The 22,969-nt window shown below is 63.9% G+C and carries 23 protein-coding genes; 11 read left to right on the top strand and 12 right to left on the bottom strand.

Annotation, left to right across the window (positions count from 1 at the left end; genetic code table 11):
• Position 1 precedes the first annotated feature (1 nt).
• From AC56LH_RS08390 to AC56LH_RS08380, 3 genes are read right to left on the bottom strand one after another with little or no spacing between them, the layout of a single operon-like run.
• A complete protein-coding gene (locus AC56LH_RS08390; protein WP_499645520.1) occupies positions 2 to 1,357 on the bottom strand; it encodes a dihydrolipoamide acetyltransferase family protein in 1,356 nt (451 codons plus the stop codon).
• A 2-nt stretch (positions 1,358 to 1,359) separates the two neighbouring features.
• Positions 1,360 to 2,406, bottom strand: coding sequence for an alpha-ketoacid dehydrogenase subunit beta (locus tag AC56LH_RS08385; RefSeq protein WP_229424618.1), 1,047 nt, complete (start codon positions 2,404 to 2,406; stop codon positions 1,360 to 1,362).
• 2 nt (positions 2,407 to 2,408) lie between these two features.
• Positions 2,409 to 3,641: a 3-methyl-2-oxobutanoate dehydrogenase (2-methylpropanoyl-transferring) subunit alpha gene (locus AC56LH_RS08380; protein ID WP_332532000.1), complete on the bottom strand. Its 1,233-nt coding sequence runs from the start codon at positions 3,639 to 3,641 to the stop codon at positions 2,409 to 2,411.
• A gap of 244 nt (positions 3,642 to 3,885) precedes the next feature.
• On the opposite strand from AC56LH_RS08380, the gene AC56LH_RS08375 reads away from it, so the two are divergent.
• Positions 3,886 to 4,443 (top strand): DinB family protein, encoded by a 558-nt coding sequence (locus AC56LH_RS08375; RefSeq protein ID WP_499645519.1) that lies wholly within the window; start codon positions 3,886 to 3,888, stop codon positions 4,441 to 4,443.
• 116 nt (positions 4,444 to 4,559) lie between these two features.
• On the opposite strand, the gene AC56LH_RS08370 is transcribed toward AC56LH_RS08375, so the two are convergent.
• From AC56LH_RS08370 to AC56LH_RS08350, 5 genes are all read right to left on the bottom strand, one after another.
• On the bottom strand, positions 4,560 to 5,219 hold the full coding sequence (locus tag AC56LH_RS08370) for an outer membrane beta-barrel protein (protein ID WP_499645518.1): 660 nt from the start codon (positions 5,217 to 5,219) through the stop codon (positions 4,560 to 4,562).
• Between the two features lie 163 nt (positions 5,220 to 5,382).
• On the bottom strand, positions 5,383 to 6,738 hold the full coding sequence (locus AC56LH_RS08365) for an amino acid permease (RefSeq protein WP_499645517.1): 1,356 nt from the start codon (positions 6,736 to 6,738) through the stop codon (positions 5,383 to 5,385).
• A gap of 322 nt (positions 6,739 to 7,060) precedes the next feature.
• Complete coding sequence (locus AC56LH_RS08360) at positions 7,061 to 7,762, bottom strand: MBL fold metallo-hydrolase (protein WP_499645516.1); 702 nt, start codon at positions 7,760 to 7,762, stop codon at positions 7,061 to 7,063.
• A 43-nt stretch (positions 7,763 to 7,805) separates the two neighbouring features.
• Positions 7,806 to 8,624: a TlpA family protein disulfide reductase gene (locus tag AC56LH_RS08355; protein ID WP_499645515.1), complete on the bottom strand. Its 819-nt coding sequence runs from the start codon at positions 8,622 to 8,624 to the stop codon at positions 7,806 to 7,808.
• Positions 8,625 to 8,643: 19 nt separating this feature from the next.
• Positions 8,644 to 9,969 (bottom strand): hemolysin family protein, encoded by a 1,326-nt coding sequence (locus AC56LH_RS08350; RefSeq protein ID WP_499645514.1) that lies wholly within the window; start codon positions 9,967 to 9,969, stop codon positions 8,644 to 8,646.
• 349 nt (positions 9,970 to 10,318) lie between these two features.
• On the opposite strand from AC56LH_RS08350, the gene AC56LH_RS08345 reads away from it, so the two are divergent.
• A complete protein-coding gene (locus AC56LH_RS08345; RefSeq protein ID WP_499645513.1) occupies positions 10,319 to 12,010 on the top strand; it encodes a methyl-accepting chemotaxis protein in 1,692 nt (563 codons plus the stop codon).
• Here the strand turns inward: AC56LH_RS08345 and AC56LH_RS08340 are convergent.
• Positions 12,007 to 13,410: an aminotransferase-like domain-containing protein gene (locus AC56LH_RS08340; RefSeq protein ID WP_499645512.1), complete on the bottom strand. Its 1,404-nt coding sequence runs from the start codon at positions 13,408 to 13,410 to the stop codon at positions 12,007 to 12,009. The two genes, AC56LH_RS08345 and AC56LH_RS08340, sit on opposite strands and share 4 nt — an antisense overlap.
• 39 nt (positions 13,411 to 13,449) lie before the next feature.
• On the opposite strand from AC56LH_RS08340, the gene AC56LH_RS08335 reads away from it, so the two are divergent.
• Positions 13,450 to 13,761 carry a hypothetical protein gene (locus AC56LH_RS08335; RefSeq protein WP_499645511.1) on the top strand — a complete coding sequence of 104 codons (312 nt, stop codon included), beginning with the start codon at positions 13,450 to 13,452 and terminating at the stop codon, positions 13,759 to 13,761.
• A gap of 18 nt (positions 13,762 to 13,779) precedes the next feature.
• Here the strand turns inward: AC56LH_RS08335 and hmgA are convergent, their stop codons facing one another.
• The gene (gene hmgA, locus AC56LH_RS08330; protein ID WP_499645510.1) at positions 13,780 to 15,075 is read right to left on the bottom strand and encodes a homogentisate 1,2-dioxygenase; all 1,296 of its coding nucleotides are present in this window, start codon (positions 15,073 to 15,075) and stop codon (positions 13,780 to 13,782) included.
• A 173-nt stretch (positions 15,076 to 15,248) separates the two neighbouring features.
• Here hmgA and AC56LH_RS08325 point away from each other — a divergent pair, with 173 nt between their 5' ends.
• The 5 genes from AC56LH_RS08325 (at position 15,249) to AC56LH_RS08305 (ending at position 19,548) form a co-directional block, all read left to right on the top strand.
• A complete protein-coding gene (locus AC56LH_RS08325; protein ID WP_499645509.1) occupies positions 15,249 to 16,154 on the top strand; it encodes a LysR family transcriptional regulator in 906 nt (301 codons plus the stop codon).
• A 33-nt stretch (positions 16,155 to 16,187) separates the two neighbouring features.
• Positions 16,188 to 17,297, top strand: a complete 1,110-nt coding sequence (hppD, locus tag AC56LH_RS08320) for a 4-hydroxyphenylpyruvate dioxygenase (protein ID WP_499645508.1) — start codon at positions 16,188 to 16,190, stop codon at positions 17,295 to 17,297.
• 66 nt (positions 17,298 to 17,363) lie between these two features.
• Positions 17,364 to 17,720 (top strand): CidA/LrgA family protein, encoded by a 357-nt coding sequence (locus AC56LH_RS08315; RefSeq protein ID WP_499645507.1) that lies wholly within the window; start codon positions 17,364 to 17,366, stop codon positions 17,718 to 17,720.
• Positions 17,713 to 18,450, top strand: a complete 738-nt coding sequence (locus AC56LH_RS08310) for an LrgB family protein (RefSeq protein ID WP_499645506.1) — start codon at positions 17,713 to 17,715, stop codon at positions 18,448 to 18,450. The genes AC56LH_RS08315 and AC56LH_RS08310 overlap by 8 nt, the downstream gene beginning before the upstream one ends.
• Positions 18,451 to 18,519: 69 nt before the next feature.
• Positions 18,520 to 19,548, top strand: a complete 1,029-nt coding sequence (locus tag AC56LH_RS08305) for a patatin-like phospholipase family protein (protein WP_499645505.1) — start codon at positions 18,520 to 18,522, stop codon at positions 19,546 to 19,548.
• 92 nt (positions 19,549 to 19,640) lie between these two features.
• Here AC56LH_RS08305 and AC56LH_RS08300 read toward each other — a convergent pair whose 3' ends face one another.
• Positions 19,641 to 20,219: a hemerythrin domain-containing protein gene (locus AC56LH_RS08300; RefSeq protein ID WP_499645504.1), complete on the bottom strand. Its 579-nt coding sequence runs from the start codon at positions 20,217 to 20,219 to the stop codon at positions 19,641 to 19,643.
• Between AC56LH_RS08300 and AC56LH_RS08295 the strand changes: the two genes are divergently transcribed.
• The 3 genes from AC56LH_RS08295 to AC56LH_RS08285 all read left to right on the top strand — a co-directional run bounded on the left by AC56LH_RS08295 (position 20,163) and on the right by AC56LH_RS08285 (position 22,532).
• Positions 20,163 to 20,360, top strand: a complete 198-nt coding sequence (locus AC56LH_RS08295; protein ID WP_499648515.1) for a hypothetical protein — start codon at positions 20,163 to 20,165, stop codon at positions 20,358 to 20,360. The two genes, AC56LH_RS08300 and AC56LH_RS08295, sit on opposite strands and share 57 nt — an antisense overlap.
• Positions 20,361 to 20,528: 168 nt before the next feature.
• Positions 20,529 to 21,533 (top strand): manganese catalase family protein, encoded by a 1,005-nt coding sequence (locus AC56LH_RS08290; protein ID WP_499645503.1) that lies wholly within the window; start codon positions 20,529 to 20,531, stop codon positions 21,531 to 21,533.
• A gap of 90 nt (positions 21,534 to 21,623) precedes the next feature.
• Entirely contained in the window at positions 21,624 to 22,532 is a 909-nt protein-coding gene (locus AC56LH_RS08285) for a ZIP family metal transporter (RefSeq protein WP_499645502.1), read from the top strand.
• 77 nt (positions 22,533 to 22,609) lie between these two features.
• Here AC56LH_RS08285 and AC56LH_RS08280 read toward each other — a convergent pair whose 3' ends face one another.
• Complete coding sequence (locus tag AC56LH_RS08280; RefSeq protein ID WP_499645501.1) at positions 22,610 to 22,963, bottom strand: N-acetylmuramidase domain-containing protein; 354 nt, start codon at positions 22,961 to 22,963, stop codon at positions 22,610 to 22,612.
• Between the last annotated feature and the right edge of the window lie 6 nt (positions 22,964 to 22,969).

The following is a 22,969-nucleotide window of genomic DNA, read 5'->3' as shown; positions in this document are numbered from 1 at the left end:
CTTACTCCACGAACAGGGTGGCAGGAAATTCGAGGTAGCCCCGGATCGACTGCACGAACTGGGCGGCCACCATACCGTCGATGACGCGGTGGTCGAACGACGATGACAGGTTCATCATCTTGCGCGCCACCATCGCGCCGTCACGGATGACGGGACGGTCGACGATGCGGTTCACGCCGACGATGGCGACTTCGGGCCGGTTGATGACAGGCGTCGTGACGATGCCGCCCAGCGCGCCCAGGCTCGTGATCGTGATCGTCGAGCCGGTCAGCTCGTCACGCGTGGCCTTGCCGCTGCGCGCGGCTTCGGCCAGGCGCGCGATCTCGGCGGCGCTCGACCATGGGTCGCGCGACTCGGCGTGACGCACGACCGGCACCATCAGGCCCGATTCGGTCTGCGCCGCGATGCCGATGTGGGCCGCGTCGTAGGTCGTCAGGGTGTTGGCCTCGTCGTCGTAGCGCGCGCTCATCATCGGATAGCTGCGCAGCGCCAGCACGACGGCGCGCATCAGGAGCGGCAGCAGCGTGAGCTTGCCGCGCTCTTGCCCGTAACGGGCATTGAGTTGCAGGCGCAGCGCTTCGAGTTCGGTCACGTCGACTTCTTCGACGTAGGTGAAGTGCGGGATGTTGCGCTTGGCTTCCTGCATCTTCTCGGCGATCTTGCGGCGCAGACCGATGATCTGCGTGGCGTGCTCGCCGTGCTGCTCGGCATAGCGCTCGTCCATCGCGCCATTGGCCGCGGCGCCGCGGCGTCCGGCCACGTGCGCATCGAGGTCGGCGTGCGTGATTCGGCCCGCAGGCCCGCTGCCGAGCACGAACTGCAGCTCGACGCCGAGGTCCCACGCGCGCTGGCGCACGGCCGGCGGGGCCAGCGGTTTTTCGCCATCGGCGCGCAATGGTGCACCGGCTCCGGACCCGGACCCGGCCCTGGCTGGCGCAGGCTTGGCTGCCGGAGCGGGTGCCGGCTTGGCTGGTGCAGCGGCCGGCGCTGATGTTTCTGCGGCATGCGCCGCCACGGCCTCGAGCTGCGGCTCAGCGACTTCTTCGGCTGGCGCCGTCGCGGCGCCCGATTGCACCGGTTCCTTGCGTGCCTTGTCGGCGCTGATGTTGCCGGCGCCGGCAACTTCGAGGCGAATCAGTTCCGCGCCCACGGCCAGTGACTGGCCGATCGCGCCGCCCAGGCTCGTGATCGTGCCCGCAACAGGCGATGGGATCTCCACCGTCGCCTTGTCGGTCATGACGTCGGCCAGCACCTGGTCTTCGCGCACCGTGTCGCCCGGCTGCACGTGCCAGGCGACGACTTCCACTTCGGCGATGCCTTCGCCCAGGTCCGGCATCTTGATGACATGAATCCCCATGATCAACCCTCCATCACGCGTTTCAGGGCCGCGCCGACACGGTCGGGCCCTGGAAAGTAAGCCCATTCCTGCGCATGCGGATACGGGGTGTCCCAGCCGGCCACGCGCCCGATCGGCGCTTCCAGCTGGTAGAAACAGTGCTCCTGAATGAGCGCGGCCAGTTCGGCGCCGAAGCCGCTCGTCTGCGTGGCCTCGTGCACGATGACGCAGCGGCCTGTCTTTTGCACCGACTTGACGAGCGTGTCCAGGTCCAGCGGCCAGATGCTGCGCAGGTCGATCACTTCGGCATCGACGCCCGATTCACGCGCCGCCGCTTCAGCCACCCAGACCATGGTGCCGTAGGCGATGACGGTGACGTCGTTGCCAGGGCGGACGATGGCCGCCTTGTCCAGCTCCACCGTGTAGTAGCCGGTCGGAACGTCGCCTTTCGGGTGGCCCGACCATGGCACGACCGGCCGGTCGTGGTGGCCGTCGAACGGGCCGTTGTACAGGCGCTTGGGTTCCAGGAAGATCACCGGATCGTCGTTCTCGATCGACGCAATGAGCAGGCCCTTGGCGTCGTACGGATTCGACGGCATCACGGTGCGCAGGCCGCAGACGTGGGTGAAGAATGCTTCCGGGCTCTGGCTGTGGGTCTGGCCGCCATAGATGCCGCCGCCGCAAGGCATGCGGATCACCATCGAGGCCGTGAATTCGCCGGCCGAGCGGTAGCGCAGGCGCGCCGCTTCGGACACGATCTGGTCGGTCGCCGGATAGAAATAATCGGCAAACTGGATCTCGACCACGGGGCGCAGGCCGTAGGCGGCCATGCCGACCGCGGTGCCGACGATGCCGCCTTCGGAAATCGGCGCGTCGAACGCGCGCGATTTGCCGTATTTGGCCTGCAAGCCATCGGTAACACGGAACACGCCGCCGAAGTAGCCGACGTCCTGGCCATACACCACGACGTTGTCGTCGCGTTCCATCATCACGTCCATGGCCGAGCGCAGCGCCTGGATCATGGTCATCGGCACGGTGGCCGCATCTTTTGGTAAATCGTCGCGTGCCATGCTCATACCCCCAGCTGTTGACGCTGACGGCGCAAGTGCTCCGGCATGTCTTTATAAACGTCCTCGAACATCGTCGCGGCGCTCGGTGCGCGCTCGTCGCCCAGGATGCCGAAACTTTCCGCTTCTTTTTGCGCGGCCAGAATCTCGGCTTCGAGCGCCGTGTGCGTCGCGTCGTGCTCTTCGTCCGACCACCAGCCCAGGTTGGTCAGGTACTGGCGCAGGCGGGCAATCGGGTCGCCCAGCGGGAAGCGGGCGTAATCGTCAGCCGGGCGGTAACGTGCCGGATCGTCCGACGTCGAGTGCGGGCCGGCGCGGTAGGTGACCCATTCGATCAGCGTCGGGCCCAGGTTGCTGCGCGCGCGTTCGGCGGCCCAGCGCGAGGCGGCCAGCACGGCCAGAAAATCATTGCCATCGACGCGCAGCGACGCGATGCCACTGCCCACGCCACGCGTGGCGAAGGTCACGCTCTCGCCACCGGCAATCGCCTGGAAACTCGAGATCGCCCACTGGTTGTTGACGACGTTGAGGATGACCGGCGCGCGGTACACATGGGCAAAGGTGAGGGCGGTGGAGAAGTCGGATTCGGCAGTGGCGCCGTCGCCGATCCAGGCCGACGCGATCTTGGTGTCGCCCTTGATCGCCGAGGCCATGGCCCAGCCGACCGCTTGCGGGTACTGCGTCGCGAGGTTGCCCGAGATCGTGAAGAAGCCGGCGCTGCGCACCGAATACATCACCGGCAACTGGCGGCCCTTGAGGGGATCTCGCTCGTTCGACAGCAGCTGGCAGATCATGTCGACCAGCGGCACTTCACGCGCCATCAACAGGCTTTGCTGGCGGTAGGTCGGGAAATTCATGTCGCCGTCCTGCAACGCGAGCGCGTGCGCGGTGCCGATCGCTTCTTCGCCAAGGCTGATCATGTAGAACGACATTTTCTTCTGGCGCTGGGCGATGACCATGCGTGCATCGAAAATTCGGGTCTTCATCATCGTGCGCAGGCCAAAGCGCAGCAGGTCGCGGTCGGGCGCTTCGGCCCACGGGCCGACGGCGTTGCCGTGCTCGTCGAGCACGCGGATGAGTTGCTGGGCCATGTCGCTCGTCTCGAGCGGGGCCACATCGATAGGCGGGCGCCGGACAGCGCCGGCTGGGGTCAACTGGAGGTACGTGAAATCGGTCTTGCAGCCCGGACGGCCGGTAGGCTCCGGTACGTGCAGCGACAGAGGATTGCTCTGGCTCATATATGTGCTTTCCCTTGTGAGGTGGTGTGCAGCACGAAGATCATAGCGTGCTGGTTGACGTTTACGTCAACTGCAGCGAACTATTTTCATATTGCTATGCACCATACGGGAGCGGCATGCGCAGACGAATCGGCGAGCTTGTGCAGCGTCATGCTGTGTTTGCGGCCAGACAGCGCGGGCAACGCGATGCAGCAATTTAATTTTCGAAGGAAAGATGCGCGGGTGAGAGAATCGAGCTTCCCCCATGACCGGAGGCATCATGCCGACCTGTGACGACATCCTTCTGCTGGCACGCTACAACGCGACGATGAACCGCCAGCTGTACGACGCGGCCGCGACCCTGCCGCATGAGGCAATCGTTGCCGACCGGCGCGCGTTCTTTGGATCATTGCTGGGAACGCTGAACCACCTGGTCGCCGCCGACAGCATCTGGCTGTCACGCTTTGCTGGCCATGCGACGATCTTTCGCGCGCTCGCGACGCTGCGCGGCGCGGCGATCCCGGTCGACTTGCGCCAGTCGTACGGGGACAGCCTGCCGCTGCTGCGCGTGCAGCGCGAGCTGATCGACGGGATCATCATGGCGCTGGCGGCCGAGGTAATGGCAGCCGATCTGGCCCACGTGCTGGCTTACCGCAACACGCGTGGCGCTTCGTTCTGCAAGCCATTCGGCAGCTTGCTGCTGCACTTCTTCAATCACCAGACCCATCACCGTGGCCAGGCCAGCACCTTGCTGACGCAGGCCGGCGCCGACATCGGCGTGACCGACCTGCTGGTGCTTATCGGGGACCGGCCACCGGCGTGACGCTGCCGCAGCCAGAACCCCAGGCCCTGGTGCGCCCACCTGCTGACGTGGGAAGGAGGTGCTTGAATGCTATACAGCAAGGCCGCTGAAACGCGGCTGGACTTGCCTCGGGTCGCTTAGAACAGATAGGTGACGCCGACATTGAGCGACGCAGGTCGATATTTCGGCTTGCCGATTAACACATTGCCAGCATCAGAGGCCTTGAACGTGCCACTGTCGACGCTCGTCCAGCGCGCATCGCCGCTCAGGCGCCAGCGGGGCGCGAGGATGTACTCGGCGCCCACGATGGCTTGTACCGCCACGCCGCCTTTGCGCGAATACTCCTGCTCCGACCCGTTGCGGTCAACGTCAATATCCAGGCCGACCACGTAGCCCAGGCCAGCGCCGATGAATGGACATAGCGCGCCTCTGGCCGGGAACCGGTAATAGCCGTTCAACAGGACGAGTTCGGAAAAGATATTGCCATCGACTGAGACGCCACCGACGCGCCTGAGGTAGTTGCCGCGCTCGTCCCACGCCAGCTCGACGGCCCAACCGTTGCCGAAGCGACGGCCCACGGCAGCACCGAAGCCAAGACCGCCACCAAATTTGGCGGTGCCCCCTACACCAGGACCGACAGGGCGAAACTCTGAGAAGCTTGTGGATGGCGCGACGGGGACGCCCCCGTGAGCGCTGGCGTAGAAGCCTGCCTCGTCCTGGGCGGCGGCTGCCAACGAAGCGAGCAGCAAAACTGCGGCGAGAAACGTGACGTAGCGCGTCTTGAAAGGCTGGTTCATGGCAGTCCTTTGGCAATGGAACTACAGAGTAGAACAGCCAATCACTGTACCGTTTTTCTGCGCGCTGTAAATACCGCTTTCGCCACAGACCCGGACATCCGAAACGCGTACTGCGCCCGCACAACAAGCGTGCTGCACCTATGAGAGCACAGCAAAACCCTGCTTACTGCACAGCGGCGCGCCGCTCGCGCAGCCAGAACCCGAAGGCCAGCAGCGCCAGCCAGATCGGGATGAGGACGACCGAGATGCGCAGCCCTGGTGTGATCGCCATGATCACGAGAAGGATGGCAACGAACGCCAGGCACACGTAATTCGACAGCGGGAACCACGGGCTGCGGAACAGCGTGGCTTCGCCCGCGTGGTCCTTGCTGCGCCGGAAGCGCAGGTGGCTCCACGAAATCATCGCCCAGTTGATCACGAGCGCGGCGACGGCCAGGCTCATCACCATGCCCAGCGCCTCTTCCGGCAGAAAGTAATTGATCAGGATGGCCGAACCGGTGGCCACGGCCGACACGGCCAGTGCATTGAGCGGCACGCCGCGCGCATTGGTACGCATCAGCGCGCGCGGTGCGTTGCCTTGCGCGGCCAGGCCGAACAGCATGCGGCTGTTGGCATACACGCAGCCGTTGTAGACCGACAGGGCGGCGGTCAGCACGACCAGGTTCAGGACGTTGGCGACCCAGCCGTTGTCGAGCGCGGCGAAGATCAGCACGAACGGGCTGCCGCCGGTGACGACTTTCTGCCACGGGAACAGCATCAGGAGCACGGCCAGCGCGCCGATGTAGAAGATCAGGATGCGGTACAGCGCGTTATTGGTCGCGCGCGGAATTGTGCGCGACGGGTCGTCCGCTTCGGCGGCGGTGATGCCGATCAGCTCCAGCCCGCCGAACGAAAACATGATCACCGCCATGGCCATGGCCAGACCGCCCACGCCGTTGGGGAAAAAGCCGCCATGGCGCCACAGATTGGACACGCCCGCCTCGGGGCCGGCGCCACCACCGATCAACAGGTACAGGCCGAACACGATCATGCCGACCACGGCCGCCACCTTGATGACGGCAAACCAGAATTCCAGTTCGCCAAAGGCCTTCACGTTCAACAGGCTGAGCAGGTTGACGAGCACGAAGAAGCCGAGCGCCGAGACCCACGTTGGCAGCTCCGGAAACCAGTACTGCATATAGATACCGAGCGCCGTCAGTTCCGCGAGGCTGACGAGGATGTACATGACCCAGTAATTCCAGCCCGAGACGAAGCCGGCGCGGCGCCCGCAATACTTGTCGGCGAAGTGGCTGAACGAGCCGGCCACCGGTTCATCGACGATCATCTCGCCCAGCTGGCGCATGATCAGGAAGGCGACCGCGCCGGCAATTGCATACCCGAGCAGCACCGAGGGGCCAGCCATCTGGATGGTCGAGGCGATGCCGAGGAACAGGCCGGTGCCGATGGCGCCGCCCAGGGCGATCAGCTGGATGTGGCGGTTCTTGAGCCCGCGCTTGAGTTGGTGATGCCCGTCGTCCATCGTCGGTTTCTTGATCTTGCTATAAAGACAGGGATTCTACTGCATTGGCGGGGCGCGGCAAACTCGCGCCACGGTTTCGCTTGTCACGCTATGCTGGTGGTGATGGCAATTCGCCGACACTCACTGGAGACAAGCATGCGCAAGATGATCATGATGGCCCTGGCGGGCCTGCTGTGGAAACAATTTCAGACCAAGGTCATGAAGCGCCCGGTCGCCCAAAAGAAGACCTGGCGTTACTGAGTACCGAACCAAGAACTGTCACTCATCGGGTGACGGTTGGAACAGCGCGGCTTCGGCCGCGCTTTTTTTTCGCTGGTGGCAATTACACGCCGTGCGCCAGTCCCAGATTGCGGTTGGCCGGCACGGCAACATCCATCAGGCCGGGCAGTGGCAGGTCGAGCGCCGCCATCAGCGCGATGAAGTCAGCGCGCTCGCGGCCGGCGAGGCGGGCATTGTGCGCGCGTTCCCAACCGATGGTCGAAACCGACTGGCCCTTGTAGTCATGGCCGGGCCAGACCCGCGTCGCCCCGTCGAGCGTGAACAATTTGCCGGTGACGCTATCGTACAGGTCGCCCGCGCTGCCGCCCTGGAAATCGGTGCGGCCGCATCCGCCGATCAGCAGCGTGTCGCCACTGAACAGATTGCCGCGCCACAGGTAGCACATGCTGCCGGCCGTGTGGCCCGGCGTGTGGATCACGGCAAGTTCTTCGCCGTCAGCGAACCCGATGCGGTCGCCGTCCTGCAGCTGGATTTCGGCCGGCGCGATGCCGCAGCCGCCCGGCGCGCACGCCTTGGCGCCCGTGTGCGCGCGCAGGCGCCCGGCGGACGTGACGTGATCGGCGTGCGCGTGCGTTTCGAACACGTGTGTCAGGCGCAGGCCAAGCCGCTCGAGGTGCGCCAGATCGCGGTCGAAGTGGCGGTCGACCGGGTCGATAATCGCCGCGTCAAAGGCGCCGGGCGCGGCCAGGATATACGTGAAGGTGGACGACTCGGCGTCGAACAGCTGGATCGGGTTCAGTTGCATGATGGGTTCCTCGGTAGCGCCCATGTTGTACCACATACGTGGCTCAGGGCCGGATCGCGGCCAGCTTGTCGGCCAGTGTCGCCGGCGAGAGTTCACCGACATGGCGCGTGCGCAGACGGCCTGCCGCATCGTAGAACAGCGTCGTCGGCATGCCGGCCGCACCAAGCCGCGCGGCGACCTGGCTGCCCGGATCCAGCACGATCGTCGCTGACTGTACTGGCAAGCGCAGACGCTCGCGCTCGACGTAAGCGGCAACGGTGTCAGCGGATTGGCCCTGGTTGACCAGCACAAACGCAATGTCGGGATGCTGCGCCTGCGCCGCCAGCAAGGCCGGCATTTCGCGCCGGCAGGGCGGGCACCAGGTGGCCCACAGGTTCAGCACGACAGGACGATTGGCGAAGCTGCGCAGCGCGACTTCCCGGCCGTCGAGCTGGCGCACCATCACGGCCGGCAGCGGGGTATGGGGCGGCGTGAATGCCTGGTTCAGCAGCGTGCCGCCGAACCAGACGGCGCAGCCGGCCAGCATGCAGGCCAGCACGGGCCGCCGCAGCGCTGCCTGGCGGCGCGTCAGCTCGGCCCCGACCACGCAGGCCGCGATCAGGCCGGCGACCGATTCAAAGCCGCCATCACGGATGTCGAACACGCTGGGCGGCGCGGCCAGGTAGATCGCATGGTGCTTCAGGACGAACACCAGACGGGCCGAGACGAAGCCCGCCACGATCATGTTCCACAGCGCGCCGCCCGGATCGATGCCGCGCCGGCGCCGGAACCATTCAGCGACCAGCGTGGCTGCCAGCACGGCCGCCAATGACAGAGCGACAGCGATCGGCAGGTACAGCGGGCCGAGCCGGATGGCATCCATTGGCTTCAGCGCGCCCGGCTCATTCTTCGGCCGGCGCCGGGTCTGGTAGCGCGAGCTGTTCGATCAGCAGCTTGTCGATCCGGTTGCCGTCCATGTCGACCACTTCGATGCGGTAGCCATTCCAGTCGAACGACTCGGACGCTTTCGGGATATACCCGAACTGGTACAGCACGAAGCCGGCCAGCGTGTGGTACGCACCCAGTTCTTCGTCCGGGAACCGTTCGGTGGTGTTGAAGACGTCGCGGAAGCGGTCGAGATCCACGCCGCCATCGAGCAGCCAGCTGCCATCTTGGCGCTGCACGGCGTCGGGATCGGTCTCTTCGCCGTTCACGGTGACGTCGCCCACCAGTGCGCTCATGACATCCGACAACGTGACCATGCCCTGGATGTCGCCGTATTCGTCGACGATCAGCGCCAGCTCGGCCCGGTTTTTCTTGAACAGCTCGAGCAGCACCATCGCGCCCACGGTCTCGGGCACGAACAGTACGTCCTGCACGGCATGCTCGATATTGACCGCCTCGAGCGAGCCATGGCGTACCGACTGGGCCAGCAGGTCGCGCACCTTCACGAAGCCCAGGATCTGGGCGCGGTCGCCACGGTAGACCGGGAAGCGGCTGTAGGTGTGGCAGGCGATCAGTTCGAGCGTGTCGCGCCGTTCGGCATCCAGGTCGATCATGATCAGGTCGACGCGCGGCGTCATCAACGCTTTAAGGTGCCGGTCGTCCAGGCGCAGCGCGCGCGAGACGATGTCGTACTCGGTCTTTTCGAACAGACCGGCGTCGGTGCCTTCCTTGAACATGCCGGCGATGTCTTCTTCGGTCGGCGCTTCTTCCTTGGCGTCATGGATGCCGAACAGGCGCACGATCGCCTCGGTCGTCAGCGACAACACCTTGACGAACGGCGACATGATCAGCGACAGGGCTGACAGCGGCGGGGCAATCAGCGTCGCCATCGTCTCGGGATGGCGCATCGCGATGCGTTTCGGGACCAGTTCGCCCAGCACGATCGACACGAATGTGATGGCCAGCACCACGATGAAGAGCGCGATTTCGTAGGCGTACGGCGCCAGGAAGCCCACCATTTCGATCTGCGGCTGCAGGCGTGTGACGAGCGAAGCTTCACCGAAAGCACCGGTAAAGATGCCGATCAGCGTGATGCCGACCTGGACGGTCGACAGGAAGTGACTCGGGTTGTCGGCCAGTGCGATGGCGCTGCGGGCGCCACGGCTGCCTTCCTGCGCGCGCCGTTCGAGGCGCATGCGTTTTGCGGAGACGAGCGCCAGTTCGCTCATCGCGAACACCCCGTTCAAGAGGATCAGAACGAGGATGATCAATATATCTGACATGACAAGCAGAAGGCCTATGGCCGGGCATACCGGGCCGTGGCCGGGTACGCCACCATGGCGCACGGCGGAATCATGGCATAAATGACAAAAACGTGGAATACCGCTTGGCTGCCGCATGTCGCCGCAGCGCGCCGACGCGGTGTCTCAACAATGCCAGCCCGAACGTTGACAATCAAATAAAAAGAAAAAACAACAAATAATCACTTCGAACGAATATTGCTCCAAAAATATTGATTTAAACAAATACTGCGATTAAATTTGATCCGTTGGAGAACGCAGGTTCAACCTCGTCGCCTCATGCACGCCCGAACTCGCCGGACGATCGCTCAACTCATTTGGAAGGAATATTGTGAGACTGACTAACTGGAAACTGGCCACGCGTTTGAGGATGGGATTTGGCCTGCTGATGGTCTTCCTGATCATACTGGCCGCGGTGACGATTACGCGCATCAACGCGTCGAATCAGGCTATCGGCTTCATCCTGGAAGACCGTTACGTCAAGGTCGTGCTGACCCAGTCCATCGAAACCGAGATCAATGTGCAGGCGCGCGACTTGCGCAATGCCATCATCCTCGGCGCGGGCGAAAAAGCGCAGATCGCGGCGATCATCGACAGGATCGCCGAGTCCGTGCAGAGGACCGACGGATTCATGACCAAACTGAAAAGCATGATCAATACGCCGAAAGGCGAGGCCCTGTTCGAATCGCTGAGCCAGGCGCGTGCGAAATACGGTGTGACACGGACAGCGACGATGGCATTGCTGCGAGAAGGGAACACCACCGAAGCGGGTGCGTATTTGCTGAAGGAAGTCACGGCACCACAGGCAGAATTCTCGGCCGCCCTGGATGCCATGTCGGCCTTCCAGGCGTCGCTGATGGAAACCGAAGGCGCGAAGGTGCGGGCCGACACGCAATCGGCAGTCTGGATCGCCGTTGCGCTCACCACCGGCGCGCTGATTGCTGCGACGATCGTCGCCGTGCTGATAACCCGCTCGATCACCGTGCCTGTCAATCGCGCGCTCACCCTCGCACAGGCAGTGGCCAGCGGCGACCTGCGTCAACGAATCGACGAAACCAGTACCGATGAAATCGGCACGCTGCTGACGGCGTTGAGGAACATGAATGCGAATCTGCTGGACATCGTCGGTCAGGTCCGTTCAGGCGCCAACGAGATTGCCACGGCCAGCAAGGAAATTTCGGTCGGAAACAACGACTTGTCTGCGCGGACGGAACAGCAGGCCAGCGCGCTGGAGGAAACCGCATCGTCGATGGAAGAGTTGAACTCGACCGTCAAACAAAACAGCGAGAATGTGCATCAGGCCAATGCGCTGGCACGATCGGCGTCGGAGATTGCCCGCGAGGGCGGCGCGGTGGTCGCTGAAGTCGTCACGACGATGGGCGTGATCAGCGCCACGTCAAACAAGATCGTCGACATTATCGGCGTCATCGACGGCATCGCCTTCCAGACCAATATCCTGGCATTGAATGCGGCCGTGGAAGCGGCGCGCGCGGGCGAACAGGGGCGCGGATTTGCCGTGGTGGCGTCCGAAGTGCGTAACCTGGCCCAACGTTCGGCTGCAGCGGCCAAGGAAATCAAACTCCTGATCAGCGACTCGCTGGACAAAGTCAATATCGGCAACGAGCTTGTGTCCAAGGCGGGTGCAACCATGACGCAAGTGGTCGGCAGCATCGAGCGCGTCACCACGATCATGGGCGATATCGCGGCTGCCGGACAGGAGCAGGATGCCGGCATCGAGCAGATCAACCAGGCGGTCACCGAAATGGACGCGGTCACGCAACAGAACGCTGCGCTGGTCGAGCAGGCGGCGGCTGCGAGCACCTCACTGCAGGAGCAGGCTGCGCAATTGGCCCGGGTTGTCAGCATCTTCCAGCTCGCAGACACAGATGCCGCAAGCGCTGCACCGCGCGTACCGGATCGACCCCAAAAGCAGGTTTCGAACGCTGCCGTGTCGGCGGCTCGCGCACAGACCTCCAGACGCGCACCGGCATCAAAACCGGAGCTCGCCTGGGAACAGTGCTAGCGAGTTAGACCGGCGCCCAACGAAGCGGGTCGCCGGGCGATCAGATCGGACAGCCGTTGAAGCCCGGCCTGTAACTGTTGACGGTCCTTGATGTTGCCCAGAGAGAGCCGGATCGCATTGACTGACTCGCTCCCTGCGGCGAATGCATCCGCCGGCGTGACCACGATGCCTTCGGTCGCCGCAGCGGCCGCCAACTGCGCGGCATTCCAGCAGGCCGGCAACGTCAGCCAACCATGCAGGCCATCGCCAGGGCCGCTGTACTGCCCGGCCAGGGCAGAGCGCGCCATCTGCTGGCGCAGGCGCGCTTCGTCGCGTATGCCTTGCATAAGCCTGGCGGCCGACCCGTCGACGATCCACTGGGTGGCAAGCGCGACCGACAGTGGCGTGGCCATCAGTGCAAGCGAGCGCAGCGCGGCAAGGAAGCGGGCGCGCTGGTCCGCGTCGGGCAGGACCACGAACGCGACACGCAAACCGGGCGCCAGGCATTTCGAAAAGGTCGAGACGTACAGCACGTGGTTTGGGGCGAGCGTCATCATTGGCGGCGGCGGGGCGTCCGCCAGCAGCCAGTAGGGATCGTCTTCGAGAATACGCACATCGTAGCGCTGCACGATGCCGGCAAGCGCCAGGCGCCGGCGCTCGGGCATCGTGACGGCAGTCGGGTTCTGCAGGGTGGGATTCAGATAGATGAGCGCGGGCTTGTCGCGGCGGCAGGCTTCTTCGAGCCGCTCGGGGACCATCCCGTGTTCGTCGGCTTCTACGGTAACGAGGCGCCGGCCCAGATGGGTCGCAGCGTCGCGCAGGCCGGGGTAGCTCATCGGCTCAACCAGAATCGTGTCGCCTGGCGCCGTCATGGCAAGGATGGCGGCGGCGATGGCGGCCTGCGCGCCCGGGCAGACCACGATGTGCGCGGGATCCAACCGTCCGCAGACCGGCTCGAGCCAGGTGGCGCCGGCCTGGCGATCGGCGTCGCTGCCCCCGCCCAGATGGTAGGTCATCAACAGTTGACTGTCTGCGCTCAGCAGCACCTGGGACAGGCCCTGTTTCAGCATGTCGTCAACGTCCACCCCCGCGGGCGGCGGCGGTGTGTTCATGCTCAGGTCGATCACCGCCGACAATGCGACTTTCGGGGCCGCGACGTAGGTGCCGCGCGCGCCACGCCCCTCCAGCAGGTTGCGGCGCCTGGCTTCATCGTAGGCGCGCGTGACGGTGGTGAGGTCGATGTCCAGTTGTACTGCCAACTGGCGCTGCGGCGGCAGACGGTCACCCGGCGCCAGCGCTCCTGCCACGATGGCCGCTTGCAGCGCATCCGCAATCTGCAGAAAACGGGGGCCGCCATTCGCGGTCAACCGGGGCGACCAGACGGGAACCTCCTGGTCTGGTACGGGCCTTGCCTGGGACATTTTGTCTCGATGTATGGAAATTGCTTTCAAGTAGTATGCTTGAAAACTCTCCCCGCCGGCGCTGTCGTTATTTCTTCGATCGTGTCCGGCAACAGCCTGGAAATACGCACAACAATGGAATGGTTCCCGATCGTCTTCTTTACGTTCAAAGCGCTCGTGCTCGGCACGGGCATGTTCTTCGCCATCAAGTGGCACTACGACCAGGGCAAGAAAAAGAACGGCATGGACCGCCGCACGCTGGTGATCGGCGTGGCCAAGGTCGTCCTCATCTTCGTGGTCCTGCTCGCGGTGCTGGGCTACCTGACGCTGTTACTGGTCCGTAAGCTCGGCCTGGACTGGACCATTCCCTGACAGGCGCAAGGGCGCTTGTCAAGGCGTCGTGCGAAAGCGCTTGGCGATGCCGGCCCAGCACGCCTGATAATCGCCCTGCAATTGCGGTGACGCCAGCGCCTGCTCGGTGGGCACCAGCACATTGCGCGTCTCGAACATGAACGCCATCGTGTCGCTCACCTTGTGCGGCTGGCGCGTGTCCGCGCTGCTGGCCTTGTCGAACGTTGCCGCATCCGGCCCGTGTCCGCTCATGCAGTTGTGCACGCTCGAACCACCCGGCACGAAGCCGTCCGCCTTGGCATCGTAGGCGCCATGAATCAGGCCCATGAACTCGCTGGCCACGTTGCGGTGGAACCAGGGCGGCCGGAATGTGTCCTCGGCCACCAGCCAGCGCGGCGGGAAGATCACGAAGTCGAGCGTATCGACGCCCGGCGTGTCTGACGGCGCTTGCAGCACGAGGAAGATCGACGGATCGGGATGGTCGTAGCTGATCGACCCGATGGCATTGAAATGGCGCAGGTCGTATTTGTACGGCGCATAGTTGCCGTGCCACGCGACCACGTCCAGCGGCGAATGGCCGATCGGTGCGCGCCAGAGCCGTCCGCCGAATTTGGTGACCAGCTCGAAATCGCCCTCGAGATCTTGGTACTGCGCCACCGGCGTGAGGAAGTCGCGCGGATTGGCCAGGCCGTTCGAGCCGATCGGCCCCATGTCGGGCAATTGCAGCAGGGCGCCGAAGTTCTCGCACAGATAGCCGCGCGCCTCTCCATCCGGCAGCGTCACCTGGAAGCGCACGCCGCGTGGAATCACGGCGATTTCCTGCGGCTCGACGTTCAGCACGCCCAGTTCGGTGGCGATGCGCAGGCGCCCCAGTTGCGGCACGATCAGCAGTTCGGCGTCGGCATTGTAGAAGTAGCGGCCGTCCATCGACTGGTTGGCAGCGTACAGGTGCACGGCGCAACCCGTCATCGCCTCGGCCGAGCCATTGCCCGCCATCGTCACCCAGCCATCGATGAAGTCGGTCGGTACCGTCGGCATTGGCAGCGGATTCCAGCGCAACTGGTTCGGCGGCGCGGCATTGTCGAAGCGGCTGACCAGGCGCGGCGCGTCCAGCGGCACGAAGCTGCCATGCACGGCTGCCGGGCGGATCCGGTACAGCCACGAGCGCCGGTTGTGGCTGCGCGGGGCGGTGAACGCGGTGCCCGAAATTTGCTCCGCATACAGCCCGTAAGCCACTTGCTGCGGCGAATTGCGGTGCTGAGGCAGGGCGCCGGGTAGCGCTTCGGTGGCAAATTCGTTGCCGAAGCCGGACAGGTAACCGGACGGGTGGGTCATGCTGTGTCTCCTGAAACTGATATAGGCGTGCGATTGCATGTGGATGGCGCCACTCTAGAATAATCCGCCCAGTTTTACGAGATGAATAGAAAAATGTAGACTATTGATTCCATGAATACTGCTGGCTTCCAGCGCCATCGCGCGTGGACAATGCGCCAGCGACACTGAACGCCATGATCGAACCGCGCACCATCGACCTGAATTTGCTGTCCGTGTTCCAGGAAGTCTACCGGGAGCGCCAGATTTCCAGCGCCGCCCGCCGTCTTGGCCTGAGCCAGTCGGCGGTGAGCAATGCGCTGGCGCGGCTGCGGCGCGCGTTCGGGGACGAGCTGTTTGTGCGCACCGCGAGCGGGATGCAGCCCACGCCGCTGGCGACGCAGATGGCTGAACCGATCGGGGCGGCGATGGCGCAGGTGGCGCTGGCGCTGAACCAGCGCAGCCGGTTCGAGCCGGGCACCAGCAGCCGCCGCTTCGTGCTGGCGATGACCGATGTCGGCGAGGTCTACTTCATGCCGACGCTGATCGAGCGCTGCCGGCAGCTTGCGCCGCACGTGGAGCTCAGCTCGGTGCGCGTGGGCCCGGCGACGCTGAAGGAAGAAATGGAAGGCGGGCGGGTCGACCTGGCGGTGGGCCCGTTCGAGGATGTGTCCGATGCGCTGTACCAGCGGCACCTGTTTCGCCAGCCGTTCGTGACGATGTTCCGCAAGGGCCATCCACTGGGCAAGGGTGAACTGGCGCTGGCGCGCTTCGCCGCGGCCGAGCACTTGCTGGTGGACGCGGCCGACAGCCCGTATGACCGGGTCAACGCGGTGCTGGCCAGGTCCGGGATTGCGCCGTCGACGCGCTTTCGGGTACCGCATTTCACGGCGGTGCCGTACATCGTCAGTTCGAGCGACCTGGTGGTGACGGTGCCGCAAAAACTGGCCGAACGGGCCGGCCTGCCGTTCGCACTCGAATGGGCAACGCCGCCGCTGGACTTGCCGCCGCTGCAAACGAATATTTTTTGGCACCGCCGCTTCAACCAGGATCCGGGCAATGTGTGGTTGCGCGGTTTGCTGGCCGACGTGTTCGCGGAATGACCGTCAACGTAGGACGAATAAAAGGAAGAGACAATGGCAGACCTGTTTGACAATCCCATGGGCCTGATGGGCTTCGAGTTCGTCGAGTTCGCTTCGCCAACCCCGGGCGTTCTTGAACCCGTGTTCGAGGCGCTGGGCTTTACCAAGGTGGCCGTGCACCGCTCGAAGGACGTCACGCTGTATCGCCAGGGCGGCATCAATTTCATCATCAACAACGAGCCGAAAAGCTACGCCGCCTACTTCGCGGCCGAGCACGGCCCGTCGGCGTGCGGCATGGCGTTTCGCGTGCGCGATGCGCACAAGGCCTATGCCAGGGCGCTGGAGCTGGGTGCCCAGGCGGTCGAGATTCCGACCGGCCCGATGGAGCTGCGCCTGCCGGCGATCCGCGGCATTGGTGGCGCGCCGCTGTACCTGATCGACCGCTTCGACGAAGGCGAGACGATCGGCAAGTCGATCTATGACATCGACTTCAAGTTCATCGACGGCGCACCGCGCAACCCCGAAGGCCACGGCCTGAAGATCATCGACCACCTGACGCACAATGTGTACCGCGGCCGCATGTCGTACTGGGCCGGCTTCTACGAGAAGCTGTTCAACTTCCGCGAGATCCGCTACTTCGACATCAAGGGCGAGTACACGGGTCTGACCTCGAAGGCAATGACGGCGCCGGACGGCATGATCCGCATTCCGCTGAACGAAGAAGGCAAGGCGGGCGGTGGCCAGATCGAGGAATTCCTGATGCAGTTCAACGGCGAAGGCATCCAGCACATCGCGCTTTTGAGCGACGATCTGATTGCCACGGTCGACAGCCTGCGCGCGGCCGGCGTGCCGTTGATGACGGCGCCGCCCGAGACCTATTACGAGATGCTCGACGAGCGCATTCCGGGCCATGGCGAAGACGCCGAGCAGCTCAAGGTGCGCGGCCTGCTGCTCGATGGCACGGTCACGGACGGCAAGGCGCGCCTGCTGGTGCAGATCTTCGGCGTGGCGCAGCTGGGCCCGGTGTTCTTCGAATTCATCCAGCGCAAGGGTGACGACGGCTTCGGCGAAGGCAACTTCAAGGCGCTGTTCGAGTCGATCGAGCGCGACCAGGTCAAGCGCGGCGCCCTGGGCGCCGCCAGCGAGGCAACCACCACCGCCTGACCCGTAATTTGCTATCCTGCGTGTTTGCGGCGGCCTCTGGCCGCCGTCTTGCGTCAAGGAGAAAGCATGCTGGCGGCGTTTGCGGTGCTGTTGTTGTTCCAATGCCTGGGGGAGGGCGTCGTGTTCGTGCTGCGCCTGCCGCTGCCCGGCCCCGTGGCGGGCATGCTGCTGCTCGTGGCTGCCCTGATCGTCTTTCCCAAATTGCAGTTGCTGGTCGAGCAGGCGGCCAACGCGCTGCTGGCACACCTGTCGCTGCTATTCGTGCCGGCCGGCGTGGGTATCGTGGTAGCAGCCGCCAGCGGCAGCGGTCACTGGCTGGCGATCGTCGCGTCGGTTGTTGTCAGCACGCTGCTGGCGCTGGCCGTCACGGGCCTGCTGCTGCGCGGCATGAAAGGTGAGCCGACGAAAGATCGCGATGCCTGATTTCGCCGGCTTGCACCAGTTCTGGGTCTACCTGGCCGCATCGCCCTTGCTGGGGTTGACCATGACGCTGTGCGCCTATCTGGCTGCGCAGCGCATCGGCGCCTGGTGCAAGGGCGCGCCGATTGCCAATCCGGTCGCGATCGCGATTGCCATCGTGGTGGGTATCCTGAGCCTGTCCGGCATGTCGTACGAGCGGTATTTTGCCGGCGCGCAGTTCGTCCACTTCCTGCTCGGTCCGGCGACGGTGGCGCTGGCCGTGCCGCTGGTGCGCCAGCTGCCGCGCCTGCGCCAGCACTGGCTGCCGCTCACGGCGGCGCTGCTCGCTGGCTCGGTGACAGCCATCGTGTCGGTGGTGGTGGTGGCGCAGCTGCTGGGCGCCACGCCCGCGCTGATCGCGACGCTCGCACCCAAGTCGGTCACGTCGCCGATCGCGATGGCCGTGGCCGAGCGGCTGGGCGGCCTGCCTTCGCTGACCGCCGCCTTGGTGATTGGTACGGGCATCTTTGGCGCGATATTCTCCACCTGGCTGTTTCATCTGCTGCGCGTGCGGTCGGATGCGGCGCGCGGGTTCGCGATGGGCCTGGCCGCGCACGGGATCGGCACGGCGCGTGCATTTCAGCTGAGCCCCGAAATGGGTGCGTTTGCCGGGCTGGCGATGGGGCTGAATGGTGCATTGACGGCGCTGCTTGCTCCCTGGCTGGTGCCGCTTGTGACGCGGTGGATGGGGTAAGGCCTGCGCTGCGCCGCACAATCGGGTCTCGGATTACGCTGACGGTTCGACCAACGCACGGAGCCGATCGTGACCGACCATACAACAATCAGTCTTGCCATCCAGGGCGGTGGCAGCTACGGCGCCTACGGGTGGGGGGTGCTTGATCGCCTGCTGCAGGAGCCGGGGTTGCAGATCGACGCGCTCAGCGGGTCGAGTGCCGGCGCGGTCAATGCCGTGGTCGTTGCAGATGGTTATGCACGTGGCGGCGGCCGCGAAGGTGCGCGTAAGGCGCTAGACAAATTTTGGCGCGCGATCGGGGCCGCCGCGTCGATGAGTCCACTGCAGCGCACGCCACTCGACCGCATGGCGCCGCATTTCACGATGGCGTTTTCCCCCGTCTACCACTTGCTGGAAATGGCGGGCGCCATGGCCGGTCCGACGCTGGAAGGACCGCTGACGCTCAATCCGCTGCGCCACTTTCTCGCTGCGACCGTCGACTTTGAACGGGTACGCGCCTGTGAAGAGTTGCAGCTGTTCATTGCCGCGACCAATGTGCGCACCGGCACGGGCAAGCTGTTCCGGCGTGACGAGATGGATGTCCAGCGCCTGCTGGCCTCGGCCTGCCTGCCGACCGTATTCGCCGCCGTCGAGGTCGATGGCGAGATGTACTGGGATGGCAGTTATGTTGCCAATCCACCGCTGGCGCCGCTGATGGCGCATGGCGAGGGGACGGACGTCGTGATCATCCAGAACAATCCCATCGCCCGGCCCGACATGCCACGCACGGTGGCCGACATCGCCAACCGGGCCAACGAGATCGCGTTCAACATCAGTTTCGTCCGTGAAGTCAGTGCGCTGCAATTCCTCGGCAGCGCGACGGATGACATGCGCGGTGCGGGCGCGACGCCTGCCGCAAAGTTCCTGCACCTGATCAGCGGTAACGAGCATCTGGCGGCGCATGGCATATCCGCCAAATTCAGTGCCGAGATGCCGTTCCTTCAGCATTTGCACGACCTTGGCGTGGCCTCGGCGGACACCTGGTTGAAAGAGAATCGCGTCCATCTCGGCGTGAAGTCGACGCTTGACCCGATGCCTGTCTTCTTTCCCGATATGTAGGCCAAAAAAAACACCGTCGCCGTTACCGGGGACGGTGCTCGAGAGCGACGTTATGTTATGTCGGCACCTTGTGCGTCTGCCGAACTGTCTTTTCAGGCCTTCTTCGGCGTCAGAACGAAGGCGGCAAGCAGGGCGCCAACCACACCGACGGCCAGCGCCGCGCTGCTGCCCGAGAAGCCAACCAGATGTTCCTTGGCCAGCTTGCCTGCCTTTGGCCCGACGAGCTGAAGGCGGCGACGCGTCATTGCAGCGCCCAGTTCCGACAGGCGCGCCTTGCCCAGGATCTTCTCCGCATCTGGCAGCAGACGCGTTTCTTCATCGGCCACATGATGGATCACATCGCGCATCAATTCCATGACCAGATCGTCGTGGCGCGGATCGGCGCCGCTGGTGCGGCGCAGTTGCGCGATCAGGCGGCGCATTTCGTCATGTTCCGGCTCGGCCTCGTGGATGAACGGCTGTTTCGCATCTTCACGTCGCATCACGGGATAGAAAATCTCTTCTTCCAGCGTTGCATGGATTTCCAGCGCATCGCAAATCGTATCGGCCAGTGCCTTCTTGACGGTCGGGCTTTTGTCGCTCGAATATTGGTGAAACGTGACCATGACATGCGAATGATCGAAACGGATCATGTCAGTGATGGTTGGGCTGAGTTGATTGAGATTGAACATGGTAGTACCCCCGATGTGGTTATTTGTTCGCTATCGTGGGCTACGCCGGTAGACATGGCTGTAGGCGCGCATGCCGGTACCGTGTCAGCCATGTTCCAGATTGATGTCCAGTTAAAAAATAGCAATGTTGATTTGAAATAACATCGTGTCAAATTAGTCCTACACGGACTCGGGATTACACCTGACGGATGACCAATAGTTGTCATGCGATTATGTGTTCACTGGGCTGCCGATCTCGACGACGGCCCGTCCGGGACGGTCACGCATGACGCGTGCCGCAAGGATGAACACCCATATGAGGATACTTCCATGTTTGCTCACAACAAGCGTTTGCAGTACACCGTACGCGTCAGCGGCCCGAACCCGGGGCTGGCGAACCTGATGCTCGAACAGTTCGGCGGCCCGCAGGGCGAGCTTGCCGCTGCCATGCGCTACTTCACCCAGGCGGTGGCCGAAGACGATCCAGGCCGTAAAGATCTGCTGTTCGATATCGCCACCGAGGAATTGAGTCACCTCGAAGTCATCGGCAACATCGTTGCGATGCTCAACAAGGGTGCCAAAGGCCGTCTGGCCGAAGGGGTCGACATGGAAGCCGACACCTATCGCAGCATCACGGGCGCCGGTAACGACAGTCACATCACCCAGGTACTGTATGGCGCCGGTGTACCGTTGACGAACTCGGCCGGCGTGCCATGGACAGCCGCGTATATCGATTCGATCACCGAGCCGAGCGCCGATCTGCGGTCGAACATCGCTGCCGAGGCGCGCGCCAAGATCGTCTATGAACGGCTGATTTCGTTGACCGATGACCCGGGCGTCAAAGAAGCTCTGGGCTTTTTGATGACGCGCGAAGTGGCGCACATGAAGTCGTTCGAGAAAGCGCTGTACGCGATGGAGCCGAACTTCCCGCCGGGCAAGATGCCGGTGGTGCCTGCGTTCGCCAGCGTCTACTACAATATGTCGCAGGGCGAAGGTGAGGTGCGCGGCGCATGGAATCAGGGCGCCGACTGGGACTTCATCAGCGACCGCGACAAGCAGATGGCCGTCGATGGCGGTGCGGGCGATGCCGAAGTTGCATTGCCGACCGATGATATCGATGTGCTCGAGATGATGGCGGCGCGCACGCTGTCGGACCCGATGGCCATGCCCCGCACCGGTTCCGAACTGGGCATGATGCAATCTGCATCCGGTGGTACGATAGGTGGCAGTAGCGGAAATGCAATGGGTGAGCCGACGGTGGCCTCGCGCGGCGGTCCGCTCGACGATACCGGCATTGCCAAGAAAAAGAAGGCCAGCGTCAAAAAAACGCCATAAGCAAAACGTCGTAAGCAACACGCACTGCATCTGCCCACGCCGCCTGCCACATGATCTGTGGCAGGCGGCATTCAGTTATCAGGAAGCCGCATGGATAGTCAAGTCGAGAAAGCCCCACCACACCGCGGCATGCCGAGCTGGCTCACCCCACGTCGCGTCATTATTGCTGGTATCTGCACCGCTGTCCTGTTTGTCCTGATCGGCAGCATGATCGAGCAGATCATGAATGCCAACCCGAAGATGCTCGCTGCCCTGCTGGGCGGCAGTGCAGCGGCAGCAGCCACCGCGCTTGGCACGTTGCCCGTCTTGTTTGCACAGAATTTTTCGCGTCGTACTTATGACTCATTCCTCGGTTTCGGCGCCGGTGTCATGCTGGGCGCCACCGCGTTTTCGCTTGTCATTCCGGCGCTGAACGCGGCGTCCTCGGCCGGTGCGGGCAGCTGGGAATCCAGTCTGATGGTCGGCGCGGGCATTCTGGCCGGCGCCGGTGCAATCCTCCTGATGAGCCGCGCAGTGCATACCGATAGCATACTCTCCAGCGATCCCGACCAGGTGTCATTGCGCCGTGCGTGGCTGTTCGTATGGGCTGTCGCGCTGCACAACCTGCCGGAAGGCCTCGCGATCGGCGTTGCGTTCGCTGGCATCGACCTGGAAAAAGCCACGTCGCTGGCCACGGGCGTGTCGATCCAGGACGTTCCGGAAGGCTTGGTCGTGGCGCTGGCCCTGCATTCCGTCGGTTACAGCCGCCTGGCGGCGGTGGGCATGGGGATTGTATCGGGCCTGATCGAGCCGATCGCTGCCGTGTTTGGCGTTGCGCTGATTGGTATTGCAGCCGGCCTGCTGCCGTATGCACTGGCCGCTGCTGCCGGTGCCATGCTGCTCGTCATCGTCAACGATGTGATTCCCGAATCGCGCCAGTCCGGCAACGGCACCCAGGCCAGCATCGCGCTGGTCATCGGGTTCATCGTGATGACGGTCCTCGATACGGCCCTGGCCTGACGGCAGCTTCGCGGTATCTTGAAGGCCTGGTGCAAGGCATCAGGCGGTTCACGCTTGTCGGTATCGCCAGCGCGTCGCTACCGCGCCATGAACGCCCCTGGAACGCCCCATGATGCACTTTCCACGGCGGCGTCCCGATCGAGTTCGATGGCTTGTGCAAGCCGGTCATATTCGGCGGCGTCACCCAGGTAGCCCTTGCCGGCGGGTGAGCGGATGTTCGGGTGCCCTGTTCTGAAGCGCCCCCCGGTGCGCTTGTGAAAGATATGCCGCTCAAACAGAATCTTTGGGCGCCGGTCTGGAAGGAAACCGAACCCGCGCGTCTCGACGGTCAGTAGCGACCACAATGCGGCCTGATCGACGCCAAGACGATCGAGCACGGCATCGAAACCAGTTTGTGACAGTGGCGCTGCCTCGCCTGCCTGGATCGCCATGTCTGC

It is taken from the genome of Telluria sp. LT1R51-2 (assembly GCF_059685775.1).
The sequence above is the reverse complement of the archived record's forward strand: the minus strand, read 5'-3'. Positions and strand labels throughout refer to the sequence as shown.

Excerpts from the sequence above, each read along its gene's own strand:
- AC56LH_RS08315 (WP_499645507.1), top strand. The coding sequence starts at position 17,364 with ATGCTGGCGGCGTTTGCGGTGCTGTTGTTGTTCCAATGCCTGGGGGAG.
- AC56LH_RS08355 (WP_499645515.1), bottom strand. The coding sequence starts at position 8,624 with ATGGATGCCATCCGGCTCGGCCCGCTGTACCTGCCGATCGCTGTCGCT.
- AC56LH_RS08365 (WP_499645517.1), bottom strand. The coding sequence starts at position 6,738 with ATGGACGACGGGCATCACCAACTCAAGCGCGGGCTCAAGAACCGCCAC.
- AC56LH_RS08390 (WP_499645520.1), bottom strand. The coding sequence starts at position 1,357 with ATGGGGATTCATGTCATCAAGATGCCGGACCTGGGCGAAGGCATCGCC.
- AC56LH_RS08340 (WP_499645512.1), bottom strand. The coding sequence starts at position 13,410 with ATGTCCCAGGCAAGGCCCGTACCAGACCAGGAGGTTCCCGTCTGGTCG.
- AC56LH_RS08295 (WP_499648515.1), top strand. The coding sequence starts at position 20,163 with ATGATCGAAACGGATCATGTCAGTGATGGTTGGGCTGAGTTGATTGAG.
- AC56LH_RS08280 (WP_499645501.1), bottom strand. The coding sequence starts at position 22,963 with ATGGCGATCCAGGCAGGCGAGGCAGCGCCACTGTCACAAACTGGTTTC.
- AC56LH_RS08360 (WP_499645516.1), bottom strand. The coding sequence starts at position 7,762 with ATGCAACTGAACCCGATCCAGCTGTTCGACGCCGAGTCGTCCACCTTC.
- AC56LH_RS08290 (WP_499645503.1), top strand. The coding sequence starts at position 20,529 with ATGTTTGCTCACAACAAGCGTTTGCAGTACACCGTACGCGTCAGCGGC.
- AC56LH_RS08285 (WP_499645502.1), top strand. The coding sequence starts at position 21,624 with ATGGATAGTCAAGTCGAGAAAGCCCCACCACACCGCGGCATGCCGAGC.
- AC56LH_RS08350 (WP_499645514.1), bottom strand. The coding sequence starts at position 9,969 with ATGTCAGATATATTGATCATCCTCGTTCTGATCCTCTTGAACGGGGTG.
- AC56LH_RS08370 (WP_499645518.1), bottom strand. The coding sequence starts at position 5,219 with ATGAACCAGCCTTTCAAGACGCGCTACGTCACGTTTCTCGCCGCAGTT.
- AC56LH_RS08380 (WP_332532000.1), bottom strand. The coding sequence starts at position 3,641 with ATGAGCCAGAGCAATCCTCTGTCGCTGCACGTACCGGAGCCTACCGGC.
- hppD (WP_499645508.1), top strand. The coding sequence starts at position 16,188 with ATGGCAGACCTGTTTGACAATCCCATGGGCCTGATGGGCTTCGAGTTC.
- AC56LH_RS08310 (WP_499645506.1), top strand. The coding sequence starts at position 17,713 with ATGCCTGATTTCGCCGGCTTGCACCAGTTCTGGGTCTACCTGGCCGCA.
- AC56LH_RS08325 (WP_499645509.1), top strand. The coding sequence starts at position 15,249 with ATGATCGAACCGCGCACCATCGACCTGAATTTGCTGTCCGTGTTCCAG.
- AC56LH_RS08375 (WP_499645519.1), top strand. The coding sequence starts at position 3,886 with ATGACCGGAGGCATCATGCCGACCTGTGACGACATCCTTCTGCTGGCA.
- AC56LH_RS08385 (WP_229424618.1), bottom strand. The coding sequence starts at position 2,406 with ATGGCACGCGACGATTTACCAAAAGATGCGGCCACCGTGCCGATGACC.
- hmgA (WP_499645510.1), bottom strand. The coding sequence starts at position 15,075 with ATGACCCACCCGTCCGGTTACCTGTCCGGCTTCGGCAACGAATTTGCC.
- AC56LH_RS08300 (WP_499645504.1), bottom strand. The coding sequence starts at position 20,219 with ATGTTCAATCTCAATCAACTCAGCCCAACCATCACTGACATGATCCGT.